This is a genomic window from Coprococcus sp. LG101-27 (assembly GCF_027695515.1).
Lineage (GTDB): Bacteria > Bacillota > Clostridia > Lachnospirales > Lachnospiraceae > Allocoprococcus > Allocoprococcus comes.
On the sequence record NZ_JAQEUJ010000014.1, the window covers coordinates 21638 to 41296 of the forward strand.

23 protein-coding genes and 1 other annotated feature (1 of these 24 running past the window's edge) are annotated in these 19659 nt (G+C 43.4%); all 23 genes read left to right on the plus strand.

Annotated features, from left to right (window positions below; all coding sequences use genetic code 11):
- Positions 1 to 327: 327 nt before the first annotated feature.
- The 23 genes from PG766_RS10460 to purD all read left to right on the plus strand — a co-directional run bounded on the left by PG766_RS10460 (position 328) and on the right by purD (position 19369).
- The gene (locus tag PG766_RS10460) at positions 328 to 651 is read left to right on the plus strand and encodes a PadR family transcriptional regulator (protein ID WP_117557754.1); all 324 of its coding nucleotides are present in this window, start codon (positions 328 to 330) and stop codon (positions 649 to 651) included.
- Complete coding sequence (locus tag PG766_RS10465) at positions 648 to 1487, plus strand: DUF1700 domain-containing protein (protein ID WP_270590785.1); 840 nt, start codon at positions 648 to 650, stop codon at positions 1485 to 1487. The genes PG766_RS10460 and PG766_RS10465 overlap by 4 nt, the downstream gene beginning before the upstream one ends.
- Positions 1484 to 2356, plus strand: coding sequence for a DUF4097 family beta strand repeat-containing protein (locus tag PG766_RS10470; protein WP_182438655.1), 873 nt, complete (start codon positions 1484 to 1486; stop codon positions 2354 to 2356). Before PG766_RS10465 ends, PG766_RS10470 begins: the two co-directional genes overlap by 4 nt.
- Before the next feature lie 89 nt (positions 2357 to 2445).
- The gene (locus PG766_RS10475; protein ID WP_008372894.1) at positions 2446 to 2637 is read left to right on the plus strand and encodes a PspC domain-containing protein; all 192 of its coding nucleotides are present in this window, start codon (positions 2446 to 2448) and stop codon (positions 2635 to 2637) included.
- Between the two features lie 142 nt (positions 2638 to 2779).
- The gene (locus PG766_RS10480; protein WP_022220993.1) at positions 2780 to 2992 is read left to right on the plus strand and encodes a small, acid-soluble spore protein, alpha/beta type; all 213 of its coding nucleotides are present in this window, start codon (positions 2780 to 2782) and stop codon (positions 2990 to 2992) included.
- A gap of 112 nt (positions 2993 to 3104) precedes the next feature.
- Complete coding sequence (locus PG766_RS10485) at positions 3105 to 3785, plus strand: WecB/TagA/CpsF family glycosyltransferase (RefSeq protein WP_182438656.1); 681 nt, start codon at positions 3105 to 3107, stop codon at positions 3783 to 3785.
- Between the two features lie 228 nt (positions 3786 to 4013).
- The gene (locus PG766_RS10490) at positions 4014 to 5102 is read left to right on the plus strand and encodes a PucR family transcriptional regulator (protein ID WP_055156356.1); all 1089 of its coding nucleotides are present in this window, start codon (positions 4014 to 4016) and stop codon (positions 5100 to 5102) included.
- Positions 5103 to 5136: 34 nt separating this feature from the next.
- Complete coding sequence (gene ftsE, locus PG766_RS10495; protein ID WP_008372900.1) at positions 5137 to 5823, plus strand: cell division ATP-binding protein FtsE; 687 nt, start codon at positions 5137 to 5139, stop codon at positions 5821 to 5823.
- Positions 5813 to 6721 (plus strand): permease-like cell division protein FtsX, encoded by a 909-nt coding sequence (gene ftsX, locus PG766_RS10500; protein ID WP_118199623.1) that lies wholly within the window; start codon positions 5813 to 5815, stop codon positions 6719 to 6721. Before ftsE ends, ftsX begins: the two co-directional genes overlap by 11 nt.
- Before the next feature lie 26 nt (positions 6722 to 6747).
- Positions 6748 to 7920, plus strand: coding sequence for a murein hydrolase activator EnvC family protein (locus tag PG766_RS10505; protein WP_270590786.1), 1173 nt, complete (start codon positions 6748 to 6750; stop codon positions 7918 to 7920).
- 29 nt (positions 7921 to 7949) lie between these two features.
- Positions 7950 to 9158, plus strand: coding sequence for a S41 family peptidase (locus PG766_RS10510; protein WP_442872522.1), 1209 nt, complete (start codon positions 7950 to 7952; stop codon positions 9156 to 9158).
- A 146-nt stretch (positions 9159 to 9304) separates the two neighbouring features.
- Positions 9305 to 10231: an orotidine-5'-phosphate decarboxylase gene (pyrF, locus tag PG766_RS10515; RefSeq protein ID WP_008372910.1), complete on the plus strand. Its 927-nt coding sequence runs from the start codon at positions 9305 to 9307 to the stop codon at positions 10229 to 10231.
- A gap of 71 nt (positions 10232 to 10302) precedes the next feature.
- Entirely contained in the window at positions 10303 to 11088 is a 786-nt protein-coding gene (locus tag PG766_RS10520) for a dihydroorotate dehydrogenase electron transfer subunit (protein WP_118199264.1), read from the plus strand.
- Positions 11088 to 11990 (plus strand): dihydroorotate dehydrogenase, encoded by a 903-nt coding sequence (locus PG766_RS10525; protein WP_118199265.1) that lies wholly within the window; start codon positions 11088 to 11090, stop codon positions 11988 to 11990. Before PG766_RS10520 ends, PG766_RS10525 begins: the two co-directional genes overlap by 1 nt.
- Positions 11991 to 12020: 30 nt before the next feature.
- A complete protein-coding gene (gene pyrE, locus PG766_RS10530; RefSeq protein ID WP_008372917.1) occupies positions 12021 to 12701 on the plus strand; it encodes an orotate phosphoribosyltransferase in 681 nt (226 codons plus the stop codon).
- A 12-nt stretch (positions 12702 to 12713) separates the two neighbouring features.
- Complete coding sequence (locus PG766_RS10535; protein ID WP_182438632.1) at positions 12714 to 12866, plus strand: hypothetical protein; 153 nt, start codon at positions 12714 to 12716, stop codon at positions 12864 to 12866.
- A gap of 15 nt (positions 12867 to 12881) precedes the next feature.
- Positions 12882 to 13346, plus strand: coding sequence for a VanZ family protein (locus PG766_RS10540; protein ID WP_008372920.1), 465 nt, complete (start codon positions 12882 to 12884; stop codon positions 13344 to 13346).
- Positions 13327 to 13689 carry a DUF6142 family protein gene (locus PG766_RS10545; protein ID WP_118199266.1) on the plus strand — a complete coding sequence of 121 codons (363 nt, stop codon included), beginning with the start codon at positions 13327 to 13329 and terminating at the stop codon, positions 13687 to 13689. Before PG766_RS10540 ends, PG766_RS10545 begins: the two co-directional genes overlap by 20 nt.
- Positions 13690 to 15726 carry an aminopeptidase gene (locus tag PG766_RS10550; RefSeq protein ID WP_118199267.1) on the plus strand — a complete coding sequence of 679 codons (2037 nt, stop codon included), beginning with the start codon at positions 13690 to 13692 and terminating at the stop codon, positions 15724 to 15726.
- Positions 15727 to 15879: 153 nt separating this feature from the next.
- Entirely contained in the window at positions 15880 to 16392 is a 513-nt protein-coding gene (purE, locus tag PG766_RS10555) for a 5-(carboxyamino)imidazole ribonucleotide mutase (protein ID WP_270590788.1), read from the plus strand.
- 43 nt (positions 16393 to 16435) lie between these two features.
- A complete protein-coding gene (gene purM, locus PG766_RS10560) occupies positions 16436 to 17461 on the plus strand; it encodes a phosphoribosylformylglycinamidine cyclo-ligase (RefSeq protein ID WP_055156423.1) in 1026 nt (341 codons plus the stop codon).
- On the plus strand, positions 17455 to 18081 hold the full coding sequence (gene purN, locus PG766_RS10565) for a phosphoribosylglycinamide formyltransferase (protein WP_022220988.1): 627 nt from the start codon (positions 17455 to 17457) through the stop codon (positions 18079 to 18081). The genes purM and purN overlap by 7 nt, the downstream gene beginning before the upstream one ends.
- Before the next feature lie 16 nt (positions 18082 to 18097).
- On the plus strand, positions 18098 to 19369 hold the full coding sequence (purD, locus tag PG766_RS10570) for a phosphoribosylamine--glycine ligase (RefSeq protein ID WP_118199268.1): 1272 nt from the start codon (positions 18098 to 18100) through the stop codon (positions 19367 to 19369).
- A 144-nt stretch (positions 19370 to 19513) separates the two neighbouring features.
- Positions 19514 to 19659 (plus strand) — a binding site (T-box leader); it runs 86 nt beyond the window's last position.

Consider the following 19659-nt stretch of genomic DNA (forward strand, 5'->3'; position numbering starts at 1 on the left):
TTCGATAACCTTGAGCGGCTTGCAGATAGAAATAAAGTTCACCACTTCCCTTGAGGGGCAATGGAGATGAGACTCAAACATTGTGGAAGCCATTGCTGACACAATGTTCGCATTCAGAGGCTCATCGGAATGCTTTCGCCCCGTGGGAAGCGATGGACTTTATTTCTATCCGCAAGCTGTCACAACCTCCCACCCATCCGTCCCCCACCCATTTCTTTAGGAAATCTTCAGAAAGTCTTATACAATACTATATTGACTCACTATATTATATAATGTATAATATGCTTAACAAAACAATATAACAAACAATAAAAGGATGTGAATCATATGGTATTTAACACCGGAGCTGCCCTCCTTGATGCGATCGTGCTTGCTGTTGTGTCGCGGGAGCAGGAAGGAACCTATGGATATAAGATTACCCAGGATGTTCGGAAAGTTCTGAATGTATCAGAGTCAACAATGTATCCGGTACTGAGAAGACTTCAGAAAGATGAATGTCTGGAGGTCTATGATATGCAGTTTGACGGAAGAAACCGCAGATACTATAAAGTTACAGAAAAAGGAATGGCACAGCTTAATTTGTATAAAGTCGAATGGAAGAACTACACAAGGAAGATTACAGAGATGTTCGAGGGAGGTGCAGCCGAATGAGCCGTACAGAGTATATGAGGGAATTAGATGCACTGCTTCATGGAATTTCGAAAGAAGAAAGAGAAGAAGCAATGCAGTATTACAATGATTATTTTGATGATGCCGGAAGCGAGAATGAAGAAAAAGTAATCGAAGAGCTGGGAAGTCCTGCAAAGCTTGCAGATACGATTCGCGCCGGGATAAATGGAAATGCCGATGAGGCGGAAAGTTATGGAGAGTACGGAGAGCGAGGATATCAGGACAGGCGTTTTGAAAGCAGTGAGTATCCGGCAGGAAGAGATGACTATTATAAAGATAGCTATTCGGAGACATATGGAGAAAGCCAGTCACAGAATGACAGGAATCCATTTTCGGAAAGACAGTATTCTTATACAGCTAATTCTAATCAGGGATATACATATGCGGGAAATCAGGGATATGGTGCGGGTCAGATGACAGAAATGCCACGGAAGAAATCCAGTGCCGGCAAGATCATTCTGATCATCTGTATCCTTGTGATTGGGCTTCCAATTGTAGTTCCGACAGCACTTGGTCTTCTTTTAGCGGCATTTGGAGTTCTGGTCGCACTTGCAATATCAGCAATAGCGATCTGGGTGGCAGCAGTTGCAACCGCAGCCGTAGGGATTCTGTTGGGGATTCACGGATTTGATCAGCTGTTTTATTCCCCGGCTCTTGGAATCGGAATGCTTGGTGTCGGCTGCCTGCTGCTGGCACTTGGGGCAGTATTTACAGTATTGATCGGATGGGGATGCATCAAACTGATTCCAATGATGTTCCGTGGATTTGTAAATCTTTGTCGCATACCATTTCAGAAAAAGAGAGGTGAATGCAGATGAAAAAAGGATGGAAGATTTTCTGGACAGTTATTATAAGCCTGACAGGGGCAGGAGTTGTATTTTGTATCATTGCGTTATGTCTTGGAGTCACATTTTCACAGTTTGAAAAAGCATATCCGAATGGAATTGGTATTATAAGAAAGGATTACGTTTCTTTCGAGGAAGATTGGGATGATGATGACGACGATGATGGGCCGGAAGAGACAGAAAATGTTGTATCAGGGGAGACATTTTCGAATGTAGAGAATCTGAAGCTTGATATCGGTGCAAGTGAGGTACAGATCAAGCCGGGGACGGATGATAAGATCCATGTGGATGATTCCAGGATGAAAACGGAAAATGTAGTGCAGAAAAGACTGTCCGATGACAGGAAAACTCTGGAAATAACAACGAAAATGCGCAGCAGTTTCGATTTCAAAAATATGAGAAACGTAAAGGGAACACTTGTGATCTATCTTCCAAGAGATTACAAGTTCGATCAGGTGGACATGGAATATGGTGCAGTAACAGCAGAGATCGATGGACTAAATGCGAAAAGCCTTAAGATTGAAAGCGGGGCATCAGGCTGTACAATAAAAAATGCAGATATAGAGGAGTTAGATGTAGAAACAGGTGCCGGAAGTCTGGATTTTTATGGAACAGTGGAAAAAGAAGTGGACATTGACTGTGGTGCTGGAAGCGTCACACTGAATCTGGAAGGAAAAGTGGAGGATTATAATTATGAACTGGATAGCAGTGCCGGTTCGGTAGAAATTGGAGAAGATATAGATCTTGGCGGCTTAAGCACAGAGAAGTCAATCGATAATGGCAGTAAACGCACGATTGAGATATCGAACGGAGCAGGCAGCGTGGAGATTCGTTTCCATTAGAATTAACATAGACAGAAAAATGTATCAGATGAAACACATATATAATAGAAGAAACACAAAAATAGGAGAAACTTTTAGGAGGAATTTTTATGGAACAGAAAAGATTATATAGATCCGTAACAAACCGTAAGATCTGCGGTGTATGTGGAGGCCTTGGAGAATATTTTAATATCGATCCTACATTGATCCGGCTTGGAGGTGTTTTGCTGGCTTGCGTAAGCTGTGGGACTGCCGTGGTTGCCTATTTTGTTGCAGCAGTTATCATTCCGGATCCGGAATAAAAAATAAGAGAGCTTTGCCGATAAAGAAAAGGCAGAAGGAGAAGAAGTCGGAAATAATGTTTTCGGCTTCTTTTATAATAATCAGGTATAAATGTATAAAATCCGTAATTGGGGAAACACTCTGAAAAAGGAGTTGAAAGGTATGAAAAGCACAAAGACAAAGAAAATCAGACGCGAAGATATCCCCAATTTGGAAACAAGTGAGCGGGTAAAATACGAGATTGCGGAGGAGCTTGGACTTCTCGATAAGGTTCTGGAAGATGGCTGGAAGAGTCTGTCATCAAAAGAAACCGGGCGGATCGGAGGAATCATTTCAAAAAAATCCAGAAAGAATGAGACTGGGAATTTACAATAATATTACAAATTTTAAAAAATGTGAATATTTTGCAACGTTTGTTGAAAAAGCACTGTATGTTTGATATAATCGCTTGACCGCAAAAACCGAGAAAATGGAACGGGTGAGGCAAATGAATGAAAAAATGAACGTACTGGACGTACAGCTTGATAATTGTACGGCAAAAGATGCGATGAAGATCATTGCAGAATATATGCAGACAGAAGAACTTAACACAGTAGATATTGTTACGGTGGATACCCTGATGAGAGCGACACAGCTTGACGGTATGAAAGAAGAGCTGGAGAAACTGGATCTTCTGCTTCCGGGAGATATGGCGATTCTTGAAGCTGCAAAGATCACAGATAGAAAGCGGATCCAGGAGATGGAGGATCAGACGCTGCTGAAGATGGTATTCCATTATTTTCATAAGAACCGCTGTAAGATATTTATACTGGCAGGATCTGAGGAAGAAGGAGACAGACTGCAGGGCTATCTGCATGAGGCATACAGTGGGATTCAGGTTGTCGGTATGAAAGCAGTACCGGCAGACGAAAGTGAGGATGACAGGATCACCAATCTGGTCAACGGCGGAGAAGTAGACTGTGTGATTGCCAGCATGGATTTCCCTTGGCAGGAACAGTTTGTTTACCGGTGCAAAGAGCAGCTGAATACCAGAATGTGGTTTGGAACAGGACATAGTATTGCTTCCTTTGCAAATGGTGAGAACTGGGCAGATCACCTGAAAAATTTTATCGGTAAAAGGATTTTAAAACGGGAGATCAAAAAAGAGCAAAAAAGAAAAGAAGTATAATTGAAGCGACAAAAGACTGAAAATAATAAAAAAAATCAAAAAATCTTTTTTGATAGAATAAATTTTATAATAAACTCAATTGAGGAAATGCATAAAAAAATGTGATTTCCTCTTTATTTTTTTGGTAATATGTATTAAAGTATTATATGTATATGGCTAAGTCCACAGTTGCGGGGGATGAAGATTGTACAAAGTGTATAGAACCACGGAGGATGGAGGAGAGAGAATATGATATCAAATCAGATACTGCAGAATACGATTGAAGGGTTGAAATCAATTACAAGGATTGATCTTGGAGTGATGGATACAGATGGAAAGACTTTGGCGACAACATTTCCGGAGCCTGGAGATTATGAGAATGCCGTTCTTTCGTTTGTAGAATCTCCGGCAGAAAGCCAGGTGATTCAGGGGTATCAGTTTTTCAAAATTTATGATGAACACCAGCTGGAGTACATTCTGATCGCCAATGGCGGCAGTGAAGATGTTTATATGGTTGGCAAAATTGCAGCCTTCCAGATCCAGAATCTTCTGGTAGCATATAAGGAGCGTTTTGACAAGGATAATTTCATCAAAAACCTTCTTCTTGACAACCTTCTTCTGGTGGATATTTATAATCGCGCCAAAAAATTACATATTGACACAGAGGTAAAACGTGATATCTTTATAGTTGAGACTTCTCGGGAGAGAGATGTCAGTGCGCTTGACAGTCTCCGTTCTGTTCTGGGTGGAAAGGGCAAGGACTTTATTACAGCTGTTGATGAGAAGAACATCATCGTAGTAAAAGAATTAGGTCCTGGCGATGGATATCCGGAGATGGACAAGACTGCGCATGAGATTCTTGATCTTCTGAAAGCAGAAGGAGAAGAGAATGTCCGTATCGCATATGGTACGATCGTCAATGACATCAAAGAAGTATCCAAGTCTTACAAAGAAGCGAAGCTTGCGCTCGATGTAGGAAAGATCTTCTTCGACGAGAAGGAAGTTATTGCATATAGTGCGCTTGGAATCGGACGACTGATCTATCAGCTCCCAATTCCGCTCTGCAAGATGTTTATCCGCGAAATTTTTGAGGGGAAATCTCCGGACGAATTTGATGAAGAGACGCTCACGACCATCAATAAGTTCTTTGAGAACAGCCTGAATGTTTCCGAGACATCAAGACAGCTGTATATTCACAGAAATACACTGGTGTACCGTCTTGACAAACTGCAGAAGAGCACAGGACTGGATCTGCGCGTATTTGAGGACGCAATCACATTTAAGATCGCGCTGATGGTAGTCAAATATATGAAATACATGGAAACACTGGAGTATTAAGTTATATCGGAGTATGGATAATTAGGAGGAGCATATGATAGAACTTAAAGAAGTTACCAAGGAATACTCGAAGGGTATTGCTGCACTCAATGGTATCAACCTTCGGATCGAACAGGGAGAGTTCGTATTCGTAGTTGGAGACAGCGGTTCCGGAAAGTCCACGTTGATACGTCTTCTGATGAAGGAGATCGAACCAACGTCAGGTACGATTATTGTCAACGGTCAGAATCTGAATCGTATGAAACATCGCCAGATTCCGCAGTACAGAAGAGGAATCGGCGTTGTATTCCAGGATTTCAGACTTCTGAAAGACCGCAATATTTATGAGAATATTGCATTTGCACAGCGGGTTACAGAAAAATCAACCCGTGTCATCAAAAAGAAAGTGCCGGCGGCTCTGTCACTTGTCGGACTGGCACAGAAGTACAAAGCGTTCCCGAAGGAATTGTCCGGTGGGGAACAGCAGAGAGTTGCAATTGCCAGAGCTGTTGTAAATGAGCCTGCCATTTTGCTGGCTGACGAACCGACAGGAAACCTGGATCCAACCAACTCATGGGAGATCATGAAACTTCTTGAAGAAGCGAACGAGAGAGGAACTACAGTTCTGGTAGTTACTCACAACCAGGAAATTGTAAACGAGATGAAAAAGCGCGTTATTACGATGAAGAAGGGTGTCATTGTCAGCGACGAACAAGAAGGTGGGTATAAGCATGAGGATTAGTACAGTTGGATACTCCGTGAAACAGGGAGTTAAGAATATTGGAAGAAATAAGATGTTTTCACTGGCATCTGTTGCAACTATGGCTGCATGTATCTTTGTGTTCGGACTGTTTTTCTCAATTATTATGAACTTCCAGTATATTGTACACAAAGCAGAAGAAGGCGTGGCAATCACTGTATTTTTTAATGATGATGCAACGCAGGAGCAGATTGATAATATTGGCGCACAGCTTAAAAAGCAGGATGGTGTAAAAGAGATCAAGTATGTGTCTGCGGACGAAGCATGGGAGACATTTAAAGATCAGTATTTTGGCGAATCAAGTGATCTTGCAGAAGGATTTAAAAATGATAACCCTCTGGCAGGATCTGACAACTATGAAGTATATATGACAGATGTGGCTTCACAGAAGAAGCTGGTTTCTTTTGCGGAAAGCCTTGATGGGGTTCGCAAGGTTAACAAATCAGATACCGTAGCCAATACACTGAACAGCGTGAACAAGCTGGTATGGTATGTATCGGTTGTTATCATCGCGATTCTTCTGGCAGTATCCATTTTTCTGATCAGCAATACGGTCACAATGGGTATTACTGTCCGAAGGGAAGAGATTGCAATTATGAAATATATCGGTGCGAAGGATGGTTTTGTACGGGCACCGTTCATCATTGAAGGTATCCTGATCGGTCTTGTCGGTGCGGCGATTCCGCTTGGTATCCTTTATGTACTTTATAATAAAGCAATTACTTATATTCTTACAAAATTCAGTCTGCTGAATAATATTCTGGATTTCCTTCCGGTGGGACAGGTATACAAGACACTGCTTCCGGTCGGACTTTTACTGGGAATCGGAATTGGTTTTGTGGGAAGTTTCTTTACGATTAGAAAGCACTTAAGAGTCTAGTCGCATAATATTTAAGGGAGACGAATATGATAAGAGGGAAAAAGATACTTGGGGCGTTACTGACGTTTACGCTTTGCTTCAGTATGGTAATTCCGGCACAGGCTGATGATATTTCGGATGCGAAAAAGAAGCAGCAGGAGCTGGAACAGCAGAAGAATACGGCTGAGGCGGAGAAGTCGGAACTTTCTTCTGAACTGGATTCCATTGTATCAAAGATGGAGAAGACACAGTCAGATCTGACTGCAAAAGAGAATGAAATCAATGATGCAGAGACAGAGCTGGTAACTGCGAAAGCCAACGAAGATGACCAGTACCAGACGATGAAGCTGCGTATCAAGTATATGTATGAGAACGGGAGCAATGAATTCCTGGAAATCCTGATGGAAGCTAACAGTATTGCAGATCTGCTGAACAAAGCAGAATACATCAACAAGATTTCCAAATGCGACCGTGAACTTCTTGTAGAATACGAAGATACAAGAAAAGATGTCGAGAACAGAGAAAATGCACTTAAAAAAGAGTATGCAAAGCTGGAAAGCCTGCAGGATGAACTTGCAGGAGAACAGGCAAATGTAGAAAAGCTTCTTGCTGATAAGAACATTCAGATCAATAACCTGACATCTGAGATCAGCAGTAATGCTGACAAGCTGAAGCAGCTGATTGCAGAAGCAGAGGCGGCAGAAGTCCGCAGAAAAGAAGCAGAAGCAACGGCAGCCGCTCAGGCAGCACAGGCAGCGGCGGCAGCTCAGGCATCAGCTTCGTCAGGCACAAGCAGCTCAGGCAATACGAGCAGCAATGCAAGTGCAACGGGAACCGGATCACTTACACATCCGGTACCGGGAGCAACGATTACCAGTGGCTTTGGCGGACGTGTGGCACCGACTGCAGGTGCAACAACCGGTCATGACGGAATCGATTATGGTGCAGGATACGGAGCTGCGGTTTATGCGGCTGATTCTGGAACTGTTATTACCGCACAGTACAATAGTGCACGTGGAAATTACATCGTAATCAATCACGGTAATGGAATGCAGACATGGTATCAGCATCTGAGTTCGATGAATGTTAGCGTGGGACAGACGGTGGCAAGAGGTCAGGTGATCGGAAATGTCGGTACGACCGGAATTTCCACAGGACCACATCTTCACTTTGAAGTTCATGTAGGTGGTGTACCGGTCAATCCACTGAACTATCTGTAAGATAATACATAACAGGTATGAAAGAGTAAATGATGGAAAATAATAAAAAGAATTTTTGGAAGGGGGCGCTTGCAGGCGCCCTCGCCATGTTTATGGTAGGTGCTGCGGCACTTGGAATTATGAATGTCGCAGGTGTAGACCTTGGGACCAGTCAGGAAAAGGTCGTAAATGCGCAGGAAGAGAAAAAACTGAATAAACTGAAAAAGCTGATTGATGAAAATTATCTTTATACAGATGATTTGAAAGAAGAAGATCTGGAGAACGGACTTTACAGTGGATACATTAATGCACTGGGAGATCCATATTCCGTATACTATGATGAAGAACAGACCAGATCCCTGCAGGAATCAACTTCGGGAGAGTATTCGGGAATCGGAGTTGTTTTTTCACAGAATCAGGAAACTAAGGTGATCACTGCAGTTCAGGTTTATGAGAACAGCCCGGCGAATGAAGCAGGTATCCAGGTAAATGATATTCTGTATAAGGTTGGAGATAAGGACGTAAGTGGAACGAATCTTTCCGATGTTGTACAGCTGATCCGCGGTGTAGAGAATACGACTGTTGATATCACAGTTCTGCGTGGGGATGATGCGAAGGAAGTGACAATGACGGTTACCCGGAGAAAAATCCAGGTGGAGACAGTCAAGTCTGAAATGAAGGATGACCAGATCGGTTATATCCGGGTTACGGAATTTGACAGTGTGACCTATGAGCAGTTCAAGAGTGCACTCGGCAGTCTGGAGGACCAGGGGATGAAAGGACTTGTGGTTGATCTTCGGGCGAATCCGGGAGGCAATCTTGCGACAGTCACACAGATGCTGGATCTGTTACTGCCAAAAGGTACGATCGTGTCAACAAAAGACAAGAGTGGTCACGAAGAGGTGATCTCATCGGATGATGAACACCAGTTTACGAAGCCGATGTCGGTTGTTGTTGACGGCAACAGTGCAAGTGCTTCCGAGATTTTTGCCGGAGCGATCCAGGACTACGGACTTGGATCGATCGTCGGAACAACAACTTACGGAAAAGGAATCGTTCAGCAGATTTTTGATCTTGGAGACGGAACCTGTGTGAAGCTGACAATGGCTGAGTACTATACTCCGAATGGAAGAAATATTCACAAAAAAGGAATTACGCCGGACGTAGAAGTTGAATATCAGCAGGATGAGAATAATCCGAATGCAGATAATCAGCTTGATGCAGCATTGGAACAGGTGAGAAATAAAATCAATCAATAACAGAAATCCGGAGGGAATGCCGAAAACGGCATTCCCTTTTAGTTTTTAATATGATATCATAAGTAAAGAATATTTTTTTTCAGGTAACAAAAGGACAATACTTTCTGTTACAGCAAAAATATAAATAGAAAACTGGAGGGAATAAGATGATTAACAAATTAGTCGCTAACATTAAAAAAACAGGAGCACCTATCGTTGTCGGACTGGATCCGATGCTTTCCTATGTACCAGAGCAGGTACAGAAAAAGGCATTTGCAGAGTATGGCGAGACTTTGGAAGGAGCAGCAGAAGCTATCTGGCAGTTCAACAAAGAGATCGTGGATAAGACTTATGATCTGATCCCGGCAGTTAAACCGCAGATCGCTATGTACGAACAGTTCGGAATTCCGGGACTTCAGGCATTCAAGAAGACGGTAGACTACTGTAAAGAAAAGGGACTTGTTGTTATCGGAGATATCAAGAGAGGTGATATCGGTTCTACTTCAGCAGCATATGCTGTTGGACATCTTGGAAGAGTTCAGGTAGGAAGCAAATCCTATGTACCGTTCGATGAAGATTTCGCTACTGTGAATCCGTATCTTGGATCTGACGGAGTAAAGCCATTTATCGAAGTATGTAAAGAAGAGAAGAAAGGTCTTTTTATCCTTGTTAAGACATCCAATCCATCCAGTGGAGAATTCCAGGATCGGCTGATCGATGGTCGTCCGCTTTACGAACTGGTCGGAGAAAAGGTTGCCGAGTGGGGAGCAGACTGCATGGGTGATGATTATAGCTACATCGGAGCAGTTGTGGGAGCTACTTATCCGGAGATGGGAAAAGTCCTTCGTAAAGTAATGCCGAAATCCTACATTCTGGTTCCAGGATACGGTGCACAAGGTGGAAAAGGAAAAGATCTGGTTCATTTCTTCAATGAAGATGGACTTGGAGCAATCGTAAACTCATCCAGAGGAATCATTGCAGCATATAAGCAGGAAGCTTATGCAAAATACGGTGCAGAGAACTTTGGAGATGCATCCCGTGCAGCAGTAGAAGCCATGGTAGCAGATATCAAAGGCGCGCTTGAGAACAGATAAGAGAAAAGAATGAGCCGGTGTGACAGAAGCTTCTGACATACCGGCAAATCCGGATTATAGGAGAATAGAAGATGACTACAAAGAAAAAAGAACAGGTAAAGGTTGTATCGCAGGAGCAGCTTGCTGATGGAATCTTCAGTATGTGGATCCAGACAGAAGCAGCAGGGAGTGCAAGACCGGGGCAGTTTATTTCCATGTATACCAATGATGGAAGCAAGCTTCTTCCGCGCCCGATCAGTATCTGTGAGATCGATAAAGAAGGTGGAAAACTTCGTGTGGTTTACCGTGTAACAGGGGGAAAAACCGGAACAGAAGAATTTTCACAGATGAAGGCAGGAGATACAATTCCGGTGATCGGACCACTTGGTAATGGATTTCCATTTGAGAAGGCCGAAGGAAAGAAGGTATTTCTGATGGGAGGAGGAATCGGTGTGCCGCCGATCCTGGAGCTTGCAAAACAGATGGAATGTGAGAAAAAGCAGATTGTGGTTGGATACCGTGATGCACATACTTTCCTGAAAGAAGAATTTGAACAGGCAGGAGAGCTTTATATTTCAACCGAAGATGGCAGTGTCGGAACAAAAGGAAATGTCATGGATGCAATCCGTGAGAATGCGCTGGAAGCAGATATGATCTATGCCTGTGGACCAACTCCGATGCTCCGTGCGATCAAACAGTATGCAGAAGCAAACGGAATCGAATGCTATATTTCTCTGGAAGAGAGAATGGCATGTGGAATCGGTGCCTGTCTTGCGTGCGTGTGCAAGTCAAAGGAAAAGGATGCGCACAGCAATGTGCACAACAAACGTATCTGTAAAGACGGACCGGTATTTCTTTCTACGGAGGTGGAAATCTAATGGATATGCGTGTAAATATTGCCGGAGTAGAATGGAAGAATCCGGTAACAGTGGCATCAGGAACCTTCGGATCAGGAGAAGAGTTTTCTGAATTTGTAGATCTGAACAGGCTTGGAGCTGTGACAACAAAAGGTGTGGCAAATGTACCGTGGCCGGGCAATCCGACTCCGCGTGTAGCCGAGGTTTACGGCGGAATGATGAACGCCATAGGACTTCAGAATCCGGGAATCGATCTGTTCTGTAAAAGAGATATTCCGTATCTGAAAAACTATGATACCAAGATCATTGTGAATGTCTGCGGACATGCACCGGAAGAGTATCTTGAAGTGGTAGAACGCCTTGCGGATGAACCGATCGATATGATGGAGATCAACATTTCCTGCCCGAATGTCAATGCAGGATTCCTTGCTTTCGGACAGGATGCAAAGCATGTAGAAGAGCTGACCGGACAGATCAAGAAGATCGCAAAGCAGCCGATCATCATGAAGCTGACACCGAATGTAACCGATATTACTGAGATAGCAAAAGCGGCAGAAGCAGGCGGTGCGGACGCAGTTTCCCTGATCAATACACTGACCGGTATGAAGATTGATATCAATCGTAAGACATTTGCAGTGGCAAATAAGACCGGAGGTGTATCAGGACCGATCGTCAAACCGATCGCTGTCCGCATGGTATATCAGGTAGCACAGGCAGTGAACATCCCAATCATCGGGATGGGCGGTATTTCCTGCGCAGAAGATGCGATCGAGTTCCTTCTTGCAGGAGCAAGTGCCGTATCCGTAGGAACAGCCAACTTTCACAATCCGGCAGTGACGATGGAAGTGATCGATGGAATTGAAGTCTACATGAAGAAGAATGGCTTTGAGTCTGTGAAAGATATGGTTGGAATTGTAAAATAAAGAACATATAAGAGATGGAGGATAAATAAAATGGAAAGCTACAAACAGGAATTTATTGATTTTATGGTAGAAAGCCACGTTCTTAAATTTGGAGAATTTACACTGAAAAGCGGAAGAAAGTCCCCTTTCTTCATGAATGCAGGAGCTTATGTGACAGGATCACAGCTCAAAAGACTCGGTGAATATTACGCAAAAGCAATCCATGACAAATACGGGGATGATTTTGATGTATTATTCGGACCTGCTTACAAAGGAATCCCGCTTGGAGTTGTAACCGCGATCGCTTACAGTGAATTATACGGAAAAGAGATCCGTTACTGCTCAGACCGTAAAGAAGAAAAAGATCACGGAGCAGATAAGGGAAGCTTCCTCGGAAGCAAGCTTCAGGACGGAGACCGCGTGGTTATGATCGAAGATGTTACCACATCCGGCAAATCCATGGAAGAGACTGTACCGAAGGTAAGAGGAGCCGCTGATGTAACAATTGTTGGACTGATGGTATCCCTTGACCGTATGGAAGTAGGAAAAGGCGGTGTGAAATGCGCACTCGATGAAGTAAAGGATCTTTACGGATTTGAAACTAATGCAATCGTAACCATGAAGGATGTAGTAGAGCATCTGTACAACAAACCATGCAATGGTGAAATTGTTATCGATGACAAGATCAAGGCTGCAATCGACGCATACTATGAGCAGTATGGTGCAAAATAAGGAGGAGTTACAGTGACAGAAAAGACATATAAGGTGATGGGACTTACCGGCGGTGCCAATATTGCGATCGGAATTATTTCTATTGTTGTTGGTGTGACAACCGGGATCATTTTGCTTGTCAGCGGTGGAAAGCTGCTTGGTGCGAAAAAGGGACTGACATTTTAGGAAGGGCGCTTTAAGTTGAAAGCAAAGAACAGAAAAAGACTTCGGGTTCTTGGGAAGATTTTATTTGTCCTGTATATTGGATTTTTATTTTACTTTCTGATTTTTTCTGACTGGTATGGACGGGAAGGAACCGGGGAATATCATTATAACCTGGTTCTTTTCTGTGAAATAAAAAGATTTTGGCTGTATCGAGATGTTTTGGGATGGGTATCTTATGCAAATCTGTTCGGAAATGTCCTGATTTTCATACCATTTGGATTTTTTATGCCGATGGCAAGCCGGTATCGCAGCTTTTTTCTTACCCTTTTCTACAGTTTTGGAGTGAGCTTCTTTGTGGAGTGCTTTCAGCTGGTAACAAGAGTGGGGAGTTTTGATGTGGATGATATGCTGCTCAACACCCTTGGCGGTGTGATCGGGTATATCGTCTTCGCGATTTGTAATATGATAAGGAGATGGCACGATGCGAAGCAGGAGAGATAAAAAAAGAGCACGTGAAAGAGATAGAAATAAAAGAAACCGGAAGTATGGTCAGATAAAAAGAAAGCATTCCCGCAAGGGAATCTGGTCCTGTGTGATGGCAGTACTTGTTACGGCAGTGATAGCGGGATTGATTGTAATGGCATTTTTGAATAAAGGGAAATCAGCAGCGATGGCAGGAAGCTTTGGGGTTTTCAATATGATTCTTGCCTGCATCGGTATTGTAACTGGTGTAAAAGGATTTAAAGAAAGAGATAAAAATTATCTGACCTGCAAGATCGGAATCGTTGTAAACGGACTTATTTTACTTGCCCTGATCTTAGTATTTATAAGAGGATGTGTATAAATGGAAGAAAGATATAATCTGGCAATTGACAGAATGAAAGCAATAATAGAAGAAAAAACAGTAGCAGAGCCATATCGGGAGTATTTCCAGCATGTGGCTCGGTTTATTTTAAAGCTTGATGAGCTGAAACAGAATGTGGAAAGCGGAAAGCAGAAAGAGATGTCAGAAGAAGAGCTGCAGGAAGAGATGAAGGATCTTTATGCAGACGAACTGGAAGCAAACTATGAGAAATCTTATGCAAATCCGGCTTATGCGGTTTTGGTACTGGGAGGAGAACTGGGAAGCTTTTTGTCTGCGGTTTACACCGAGATCCGCGGAAGCATTTCTTATGTTCAGGAACAGCGTATGGAGTATGTTGTGATCGGAGCAGAGCTTTTGATTGAAATCTACAATAAATTTGAAGAAGAAAAGCAGCCGCAGCCGGAAAGCCTGAAGGAAATCTTTTACTGGTATGCAAGTGATTACTGCGATGTATTTGCGGCAGACCGCATCAAAGACCAGATCGATCCGGAAAGAGGATGCTTCATTGTGAATATGATCATGAATGAAGATCTTTCCGATCTGCGTTATCTCTACCGTATGGGAGAATATGTGGGGGTAAATGAAAGAGAGACAGCCGCATACTTAAATTCACTTTCACAGGAGAAGATTGATAAGATGGCAGATACCTTCAGTGAAGGATACAGGATTGGTTTTGTAAATACCGGAAAAGACCTGTCAAAAAAATCTGTAGTCAACATTTACTATGCAATGGGATTTGAACGGATCGTAAAAAAAGCCATTGAGAATTTTGCCAAAATGGGATTAAAGCCGAGTATTTTCCGGACAAGTCACAGCGTGATCACAAGAGGACGCAACAGCCAGATCGGATTTTTCAATATTTCCGGCAACAAGCAGTATGTCTATGACCACAGAGATGATATCGGGCTTGTGATGGATAAACAGTATGTAGAGCGAAAGCTGGAAGTGATGCGTACCACTTACGAGCAGAATAAAGAGATTGCAGCAGGCTATGCAGGACCGGCAGTGATCGACATTTTCGGAGAAAAGACTTTTGTTCCGCAGGCTAAACCAGAGGCAGTTAAATTAAGCGAAAAGCAGGAAGAACTTCTGGTTGCGATGAATGGAAGGGCCGGACGTCTGACCAATGAATATCTTCCGGGAGATGAGAGAAGCTTTACGATCATTTCCTGGCCGGTTCCGGAAATCGGAGAGCAGTATCATGAGATCTTTGATGAAACGATCAAGATCAATACTCTGGATTACAAGCTTTACCAGAAGGTGCAGCAGACAATGATCGATGCACTGGATAAAGGAGAGTATGTAAAAGTAACAGGCTCAGGCGAAAACCAGACGGATCTGAAAGTGATGCTTCATCCGCTTGCCGATCCGGCAAAAGAGACGATCTTTGAAAACTGTGTTGCCGATGTCAATATTCCGGTAGGTGAGGTGTTCACTTCTCCGGTACTGGAAGGAACAGAAGGTACCCTTTTTGTGAGCAAGGTATTCCTTCACGGACTTCCGTATTACAATCTGAAGATCAGTTTTAAAGAAGGAAAGATCACAGAGTATACCTGCACCAATTTTGATTCAGAAGAAGAAAATAAAAAATATATTTTCGATAACATTCTGCACAATCATCAGACACTTCCGATCGGCGAGTTTGCGATCGGAACCAATACCACAGCTTATGCGGTTGCGAAGAAATATGATATTGCAGATAAATATACGATTCTGATCGCTGAAAAGACGGGACCGCATTTTGCAGTAGGGGATACCTGCTACAGCTGGGCAGAGGATGTAAAGGTTTACAATCCGGATGGAAAAGAGATTATTGCAAGAGACAACAGCATATCGATCTTGAGAAAAGAGGATCCGTCGAAAGCATATTTCCAGTGCCATACCGATATCACCATCCCTTATGATGAGCTGGGAAGCATTGTTGTAGTGGCGAAAGACGGAACAGAGACAGAAATTATCCGTGATGGACGGTTTGTTCTTCCGAGAACAGAGATTCTCAATGAACCTCTGAATTAGTATTAGTTATGGATTTTCAATAATACCAATAAGTAAAATTAAATAATGGTCAGATAAGTAACGGTTGACATACCGCAACAGACTTAGTAAAATAACTTATAAGTGGTTAGCTATTTATTAAAATACTTATAGATAAAAGAAAAGGAGATCATTATGCCAAAAGTTGGAATCGTAATGGGCAGCGACTCAGATATGAAAGCAATGGGAAAAGCTGCTGACATGCTGGAAAAGTTTGGAATCGATTATGAGATGACGATCATCTCGGCACACCGTGAGCCTGATGTATTCTATGAATATGCGAAGTCTGCAGAAGCAAAAGACTTCAAAGTAATTATTGCAGGTGCAGGTATGGCAGCACATCTTCCTGGAATGTGTGCAGCAATCTTCCCGATGCCGGTTATCGGAATCCCAATGTCAGGGAAGAATCTGGAGGGTGTCGACGCACTCTATTCAATCGTTCAGATGCCGCCTGGAATCCCGGTTGCCACAGTTGCGATCGACGGCGGAGCAAACGCAGCAATTCTGGCTGCAAAGATTCTTGCAACCTCAGATCCTGAGCTTCTTCAGAAACTGAAGGATTACACTGCAGAAATGAAAGAAACCGTCCAGAAAAAAGCAGAAAAGCTTGAAAAAATCGGACACAAAGAATATATCAAGCAGATGTAGGCATACAGATGTCAGTGAAAATACCAGGAGGATATAGAAAATGTTGGATTATAAGACAGCCGGCGTAGATATCGAGGCAGGATATAAATCAGTAGAACTTATGAAAAAGCATGTAAAAGAAACCATGAGACCGGAAGTATTAGGTGGACTTGGCGGTTTTGCAGGTGCATTTGATTTAAGTGGAATCAAGAATATGGAAGAACCAGTACTTCTTTCCGGAACAGATGGATGTGGAACAAAGGTGAAGCTTGCATTTGTAATGGACAAGCATGATACGATCGGTATTGATGCCGTTGCCATGTGTGTGAATGATATCGCATGCTCTGGTGGAGAACCGTTATTCTTCCTGGATTATATTGCCTGTGGCAAGAATTACCCGGAAAAGATCGCTACGATCGTAAGCGGTGTGGCAGAGGGCTGTAAGCAGTCAGGATGTGCACTTGTAGGTGGAGAGACAGCAGAACATCCGGGACTGATGCCGGAGAATGATTACGACCTTGCAGGTTTTGCAGTCGGAGTTGTAGATAAGAAAGACATTATCGACGGTTCTGATATTAAGCCAGGTGATGTACTTGTTGCAATGCCGTCTACAGGTGTTCACAGCAATGGATTTTCACTGGTTCGTAAGGTATTCGACATTACAGAAGAATCCTTAAATACATACTATGATGAATTAGGAAAGACACTTGGCGAAGCACTTCTTGCTCCGACCAGAATTTATGTAAAAGCACTGAAGAACGTAAAAGAAGCCGGTGTAAGAGTCAAAGGATGCAGCCATATCACAGGCGGTGGATTCTATGAAAATATTCCGAGAATGCTTCCGGAAGGAATCCGTGCAGTGGTAAAGAAGGACAGCTATGAAATCCCTGCAATCTTCAACCTGATTGCAAAGACTGGCAACATTGCAGAAGAGATGATGTACAATACCTTCAATATGGGTATCGGTATGGTTGTCGCTGTCGATGAAAAGGATGTAGATGCTACAATTAAGGCAATGAAAGAAGCTGGAGATGAAGCATTTGTGGTTGGTTATGTAGAAGCAGGAGAAAAAGGAGTTACTTTATGTTAAGAGTTGCTGTACTTGTATCCGGAGGCGGAACCAATCTGCAGGCAATCATTGATGCAGTGGAAAATGGCACGATCACCAATACAGAGCTGGTCGGTGTCATCAGCAATAATAAGAACGCATATGCACTCACAAGAGCCGGGAATCATCAGATCCCGGCACAGTGCGTTTCGCCGAAGGATTTTGAGACAAGAGAAGAGTTTAACAAAGTTTTTCTTGAAAAGGTAGACGAACTGAAACCGGATTTGATCGTTCTGGCGGGATTTTTGGTTGTGATCCCGGAAGAAATGATCAGCAGATACCGGAATAAGATCATCAATATCCATCCATCTCTGATCCCGTCATTCTGCGGAACGGGATACTATGGACTGAAGGTTCATGAGGCAGCACTCGCCAGAGGGGTAAAGGTGGTTGGAGCGACCGTACATTTTGTAGACGAAGGAACGGATACCGGTCCGATCATTCTCCAGAAGGCTGTCGAAGTAGAAGAAGGCGATACACCGGAGGTTCTGCAGAGACGTGTGATGGAGCAGGCGGAGTGGAAGATCCTTCCACATGCGATCGACCTGATCGCAAATGGAAAAGTAACAGTAAAAGATGGCAGAGTGTCAATTGCCCGTTAGAGAAGGAGGAGCACCAATGAAAGTATTGATCGTAGGCGGTGGCGGAAGAGAACACGCAATTGCATATTGTGTAGCAAAGAGCAGCAAGGTAGAGAAGATGTACTGTGCACCGGGAAATGCCGGGATTGCAGAGCTTGCAGAATGCGTACCGATTGGTGCGATGGAATTTGACAAGCTGGTTACATTTGCAAAGGAAAAAGAGATCGATCTGGCAATCGTAGGAATGGATGATCCGTTGGTTGGCGGCCTTATAGATGAATTTGAAAAAGCCGGGATCCGCGCATTCGGACCAAGAAAAAATGCAGCAATCCTGGAGGGAAGTAAGGCATTTTCAAAAGATCTGATGAAAAAATATGACATCCCGACCGCAGCATATGAGAATTTTGACAATGCAGACGAAGCGCTGGCTTATCTGGAGACAGCCAAATTTCCGATCGTTCTGAAGGCAGATGGTCTGGCACTTGGAAAAGGTGTACTGATCTGTAATACGTTGGAAGAAGCAAAAGCCGGCGTGAAAGAGATCATGCTGGACAAGAAATTTGGTGCATCCGGTAATACCATGGTTGTAGAAGAATTCATGACAGGACGTGAGGTTTCTGTTCTTTCCTTTGTAGATGGAAAGACCATCAAGACTATGACAAGCGCGCAGGATCACAAGAGAGCCAAAGACGGAGACCAGGGATTGAATACCGGTGGTATGGGAACTTTCTCACCGAGCCCTTTCTATACAAAAGAAGTTGACGAATTCTGCCGGAAATATGTGTACCAGAAGACGGTAGATGCAATGGCAGCAGAGGGAAGAGAGTTCAAGGGGATCATTTTCTTCGGACTGATGCTTGCCGAAGAAGGACCGAAGGTTCTGGAATACAATGCCAGATTCGGAGATCCTGAGGCACAGGTTGTTCTTCCGCGTATGAAGAATGATCTGATCGATGTGATCGAAGCCTGTATCGACGGAACACTGGATCAGGTAGATCTTCAGTTTGAAGACAATGCAGCAGTCTGTGTGGTACTTGCATCTGACGGTTATCCGGTCGCTTATGAAAAAGGACTTCCGATCACAGGTCTTGACGAGTTCAAGAAGCATGAAGGATACTATTGCTTCCATGCCGGAACCAAATTCGACGGAGACCAGATCGTGACAAACGGAGGACGTGTCCTCGGTGTGACAGCCAAAGGAGCAACGCTCAAAGAAGCCCGTGCCAATGCTTACAAAGCAACCGAATGGGTTCAATTTGATAACAAATATATGCGCCACGATATCGGAAAAGCGATTGACGAGGCTTAGGAATTTAGGGCGGGATCTTTCTTATTCAGAGGGATTTCGCCTTTTTTGAGTTAAGTGAAAAATTTAATCTTTAAGAAGTTCTAAAGATTTCATGAACTTCTTGACAAATCGGACTTTGAATACTATGATTATCAATAGTTATGGGAAAAGGCAATGAGAAAGAGGAGTATGCAGACTGGTCCGAAGAAGAGAGAACCGTTCACAGGCTGAGAGACGGTTTACGGGAAGTGGTTGCAGAAGGTAGCTTTGGAGCCGGGTATCTGAAAAAGGGCGAGTAGGATATCACGGGG

Excerpts from the sequence above, each read along its gene's own strand:
- pyrF (WP_008372910.1), top strand. The coding sequence starts at position 9,305 with ATGATTAACAAATTAGTCGCTAACATTAAAAAAACAGGAGCACCTATC.
- purE (WP_270590788.1), top strand. The coding sequence starts at position 15,880 with ATGCCAAAAGTTGGAATCGTAATGGGCAGCGACTCAGATATGAAAGCA.
- PG766_RS10505 (WP_270590786.1), top strand. The coding sequence starts at position 6,748 with ATGATAAGAGGGAAAAAGATACTTGGGGCGTTACTGACGTTTACGCTT.
- purN (WP_022220988.1), top strand. The coding sequence starts at position 17,455 with ATGTTAAGAGTTGCTGTACTTGTATCCGGAGGCGGAACCAATCTGCAG.
- PG766_RS10550 (WP_118199267.1), top strand. The coding sequence starts at position 13,690 with ATGGAAGAAAGATATAATCTGGCAATTGACAGAATGAAAGCAATAATA.
- PG766_RS10460 (WP_117557754.1), top strand. The coding sequence starts at position 328 with ATGGTATTTAACACCGGAGCTGCCCTCCTTGATGCGATCGTGCTTGCT.
- PG766_RS10475 (WP_008372894.1), top strand. The coding sequence starts at position 2,446 with ATGGAACAGAAAAGATTATATAGATCCGTAACAAACCGTAAGATCTGC.
- PG766_RS10520 (WP_118199264.1), top strand. The coding sequence starts at position 10,303 with ATGACTACAAAGAAAAAAGAACAGGTAAAGGTTGTATCGCAGGAGCAG.
- PG766_RS10485 (WP_182438656.1), top strand. The coding sequence starts at position 3,105 with ATGAATGAAAAAATGAACGTACTGGACGTACAGCTTGATAATTGTACG.
- PG766_RS10465 (WP_270590785.1), top strand. The coding sequence starts at position 648 with ATGAGCCGTACAGAGTATATGAGGGAATTAGATGCACTGCTTCATGGA.
- PG766_RS10470 (WP_182438655.1), top strand. The coding sequence starts at position 1,484 with ATGAAAAAAGGATGGAAGATTTTCTGGACAGTTATTATAAGCCTGACA.
- PG766_RS10480 (WP_022220993.1), top strand. The coding sequence starts at position 2,780 with ATGAAAAGCACAAAGACAAAGAAAATCAGACGCGAAGATATCCCCAAT.
- pyrE (WP_008372917.1), top strand. The coding sequence starts at position 12,021 with ATGGAAAGCTACAAACAGGAATTTATTGATTTTATGGTAGAAAGCCAC.
- PG766_RS10490 (WP_055156356.1), top strand. The coding sequence starts at position 4,014 with ATGATATCAAATCAGATACTGCAGAATACGATTGAAGGGTTGAAATCA.
- PG766_RS10510 (WP_442872522.1), top strand. The coding sequence starts at position 7,950 with ATGATGGAAAATAATAAAAAGAATTTTTGGAAGGGGGCGCTTGCAGGC.
- PG766_RS10545 (WP_118199266.1), top strand. The coding sequence starts at position 13,327 with ATGCGAAGCAGGAGAGATAAAAAAAGAGCACGTGAAAGAGATAGAAAT.
- ftsE (WP_008372900.1), top strand. The coding sequence starts at position 5,137 with ATGATAGAACTTAAAGAAGTTACCAAGGAATACTCGAAGGGTATTGCT.
- ftsX (WP_118199623.1), top strand. The coding sequence starts at position 5,813 with ATGAGGATTAGTACAGTTGGATACTCCGTGAAACAGGGAGTTAAGAAT.
- purD (WP_118199268.1), top strand. The coding sequence starts at position 18,098 with ATGAAAGTATTGATCGTAGGCGGTGGCGGAAGAGAACACGCAATTGCA.
- PG766_RS10525 (WP_118199265.1), top strand. The coding sequence starts at position 11,088 with ATGGATATGCGTGTAAATATTGCCGGAGTAGAATGGAAGAATCCGGTA.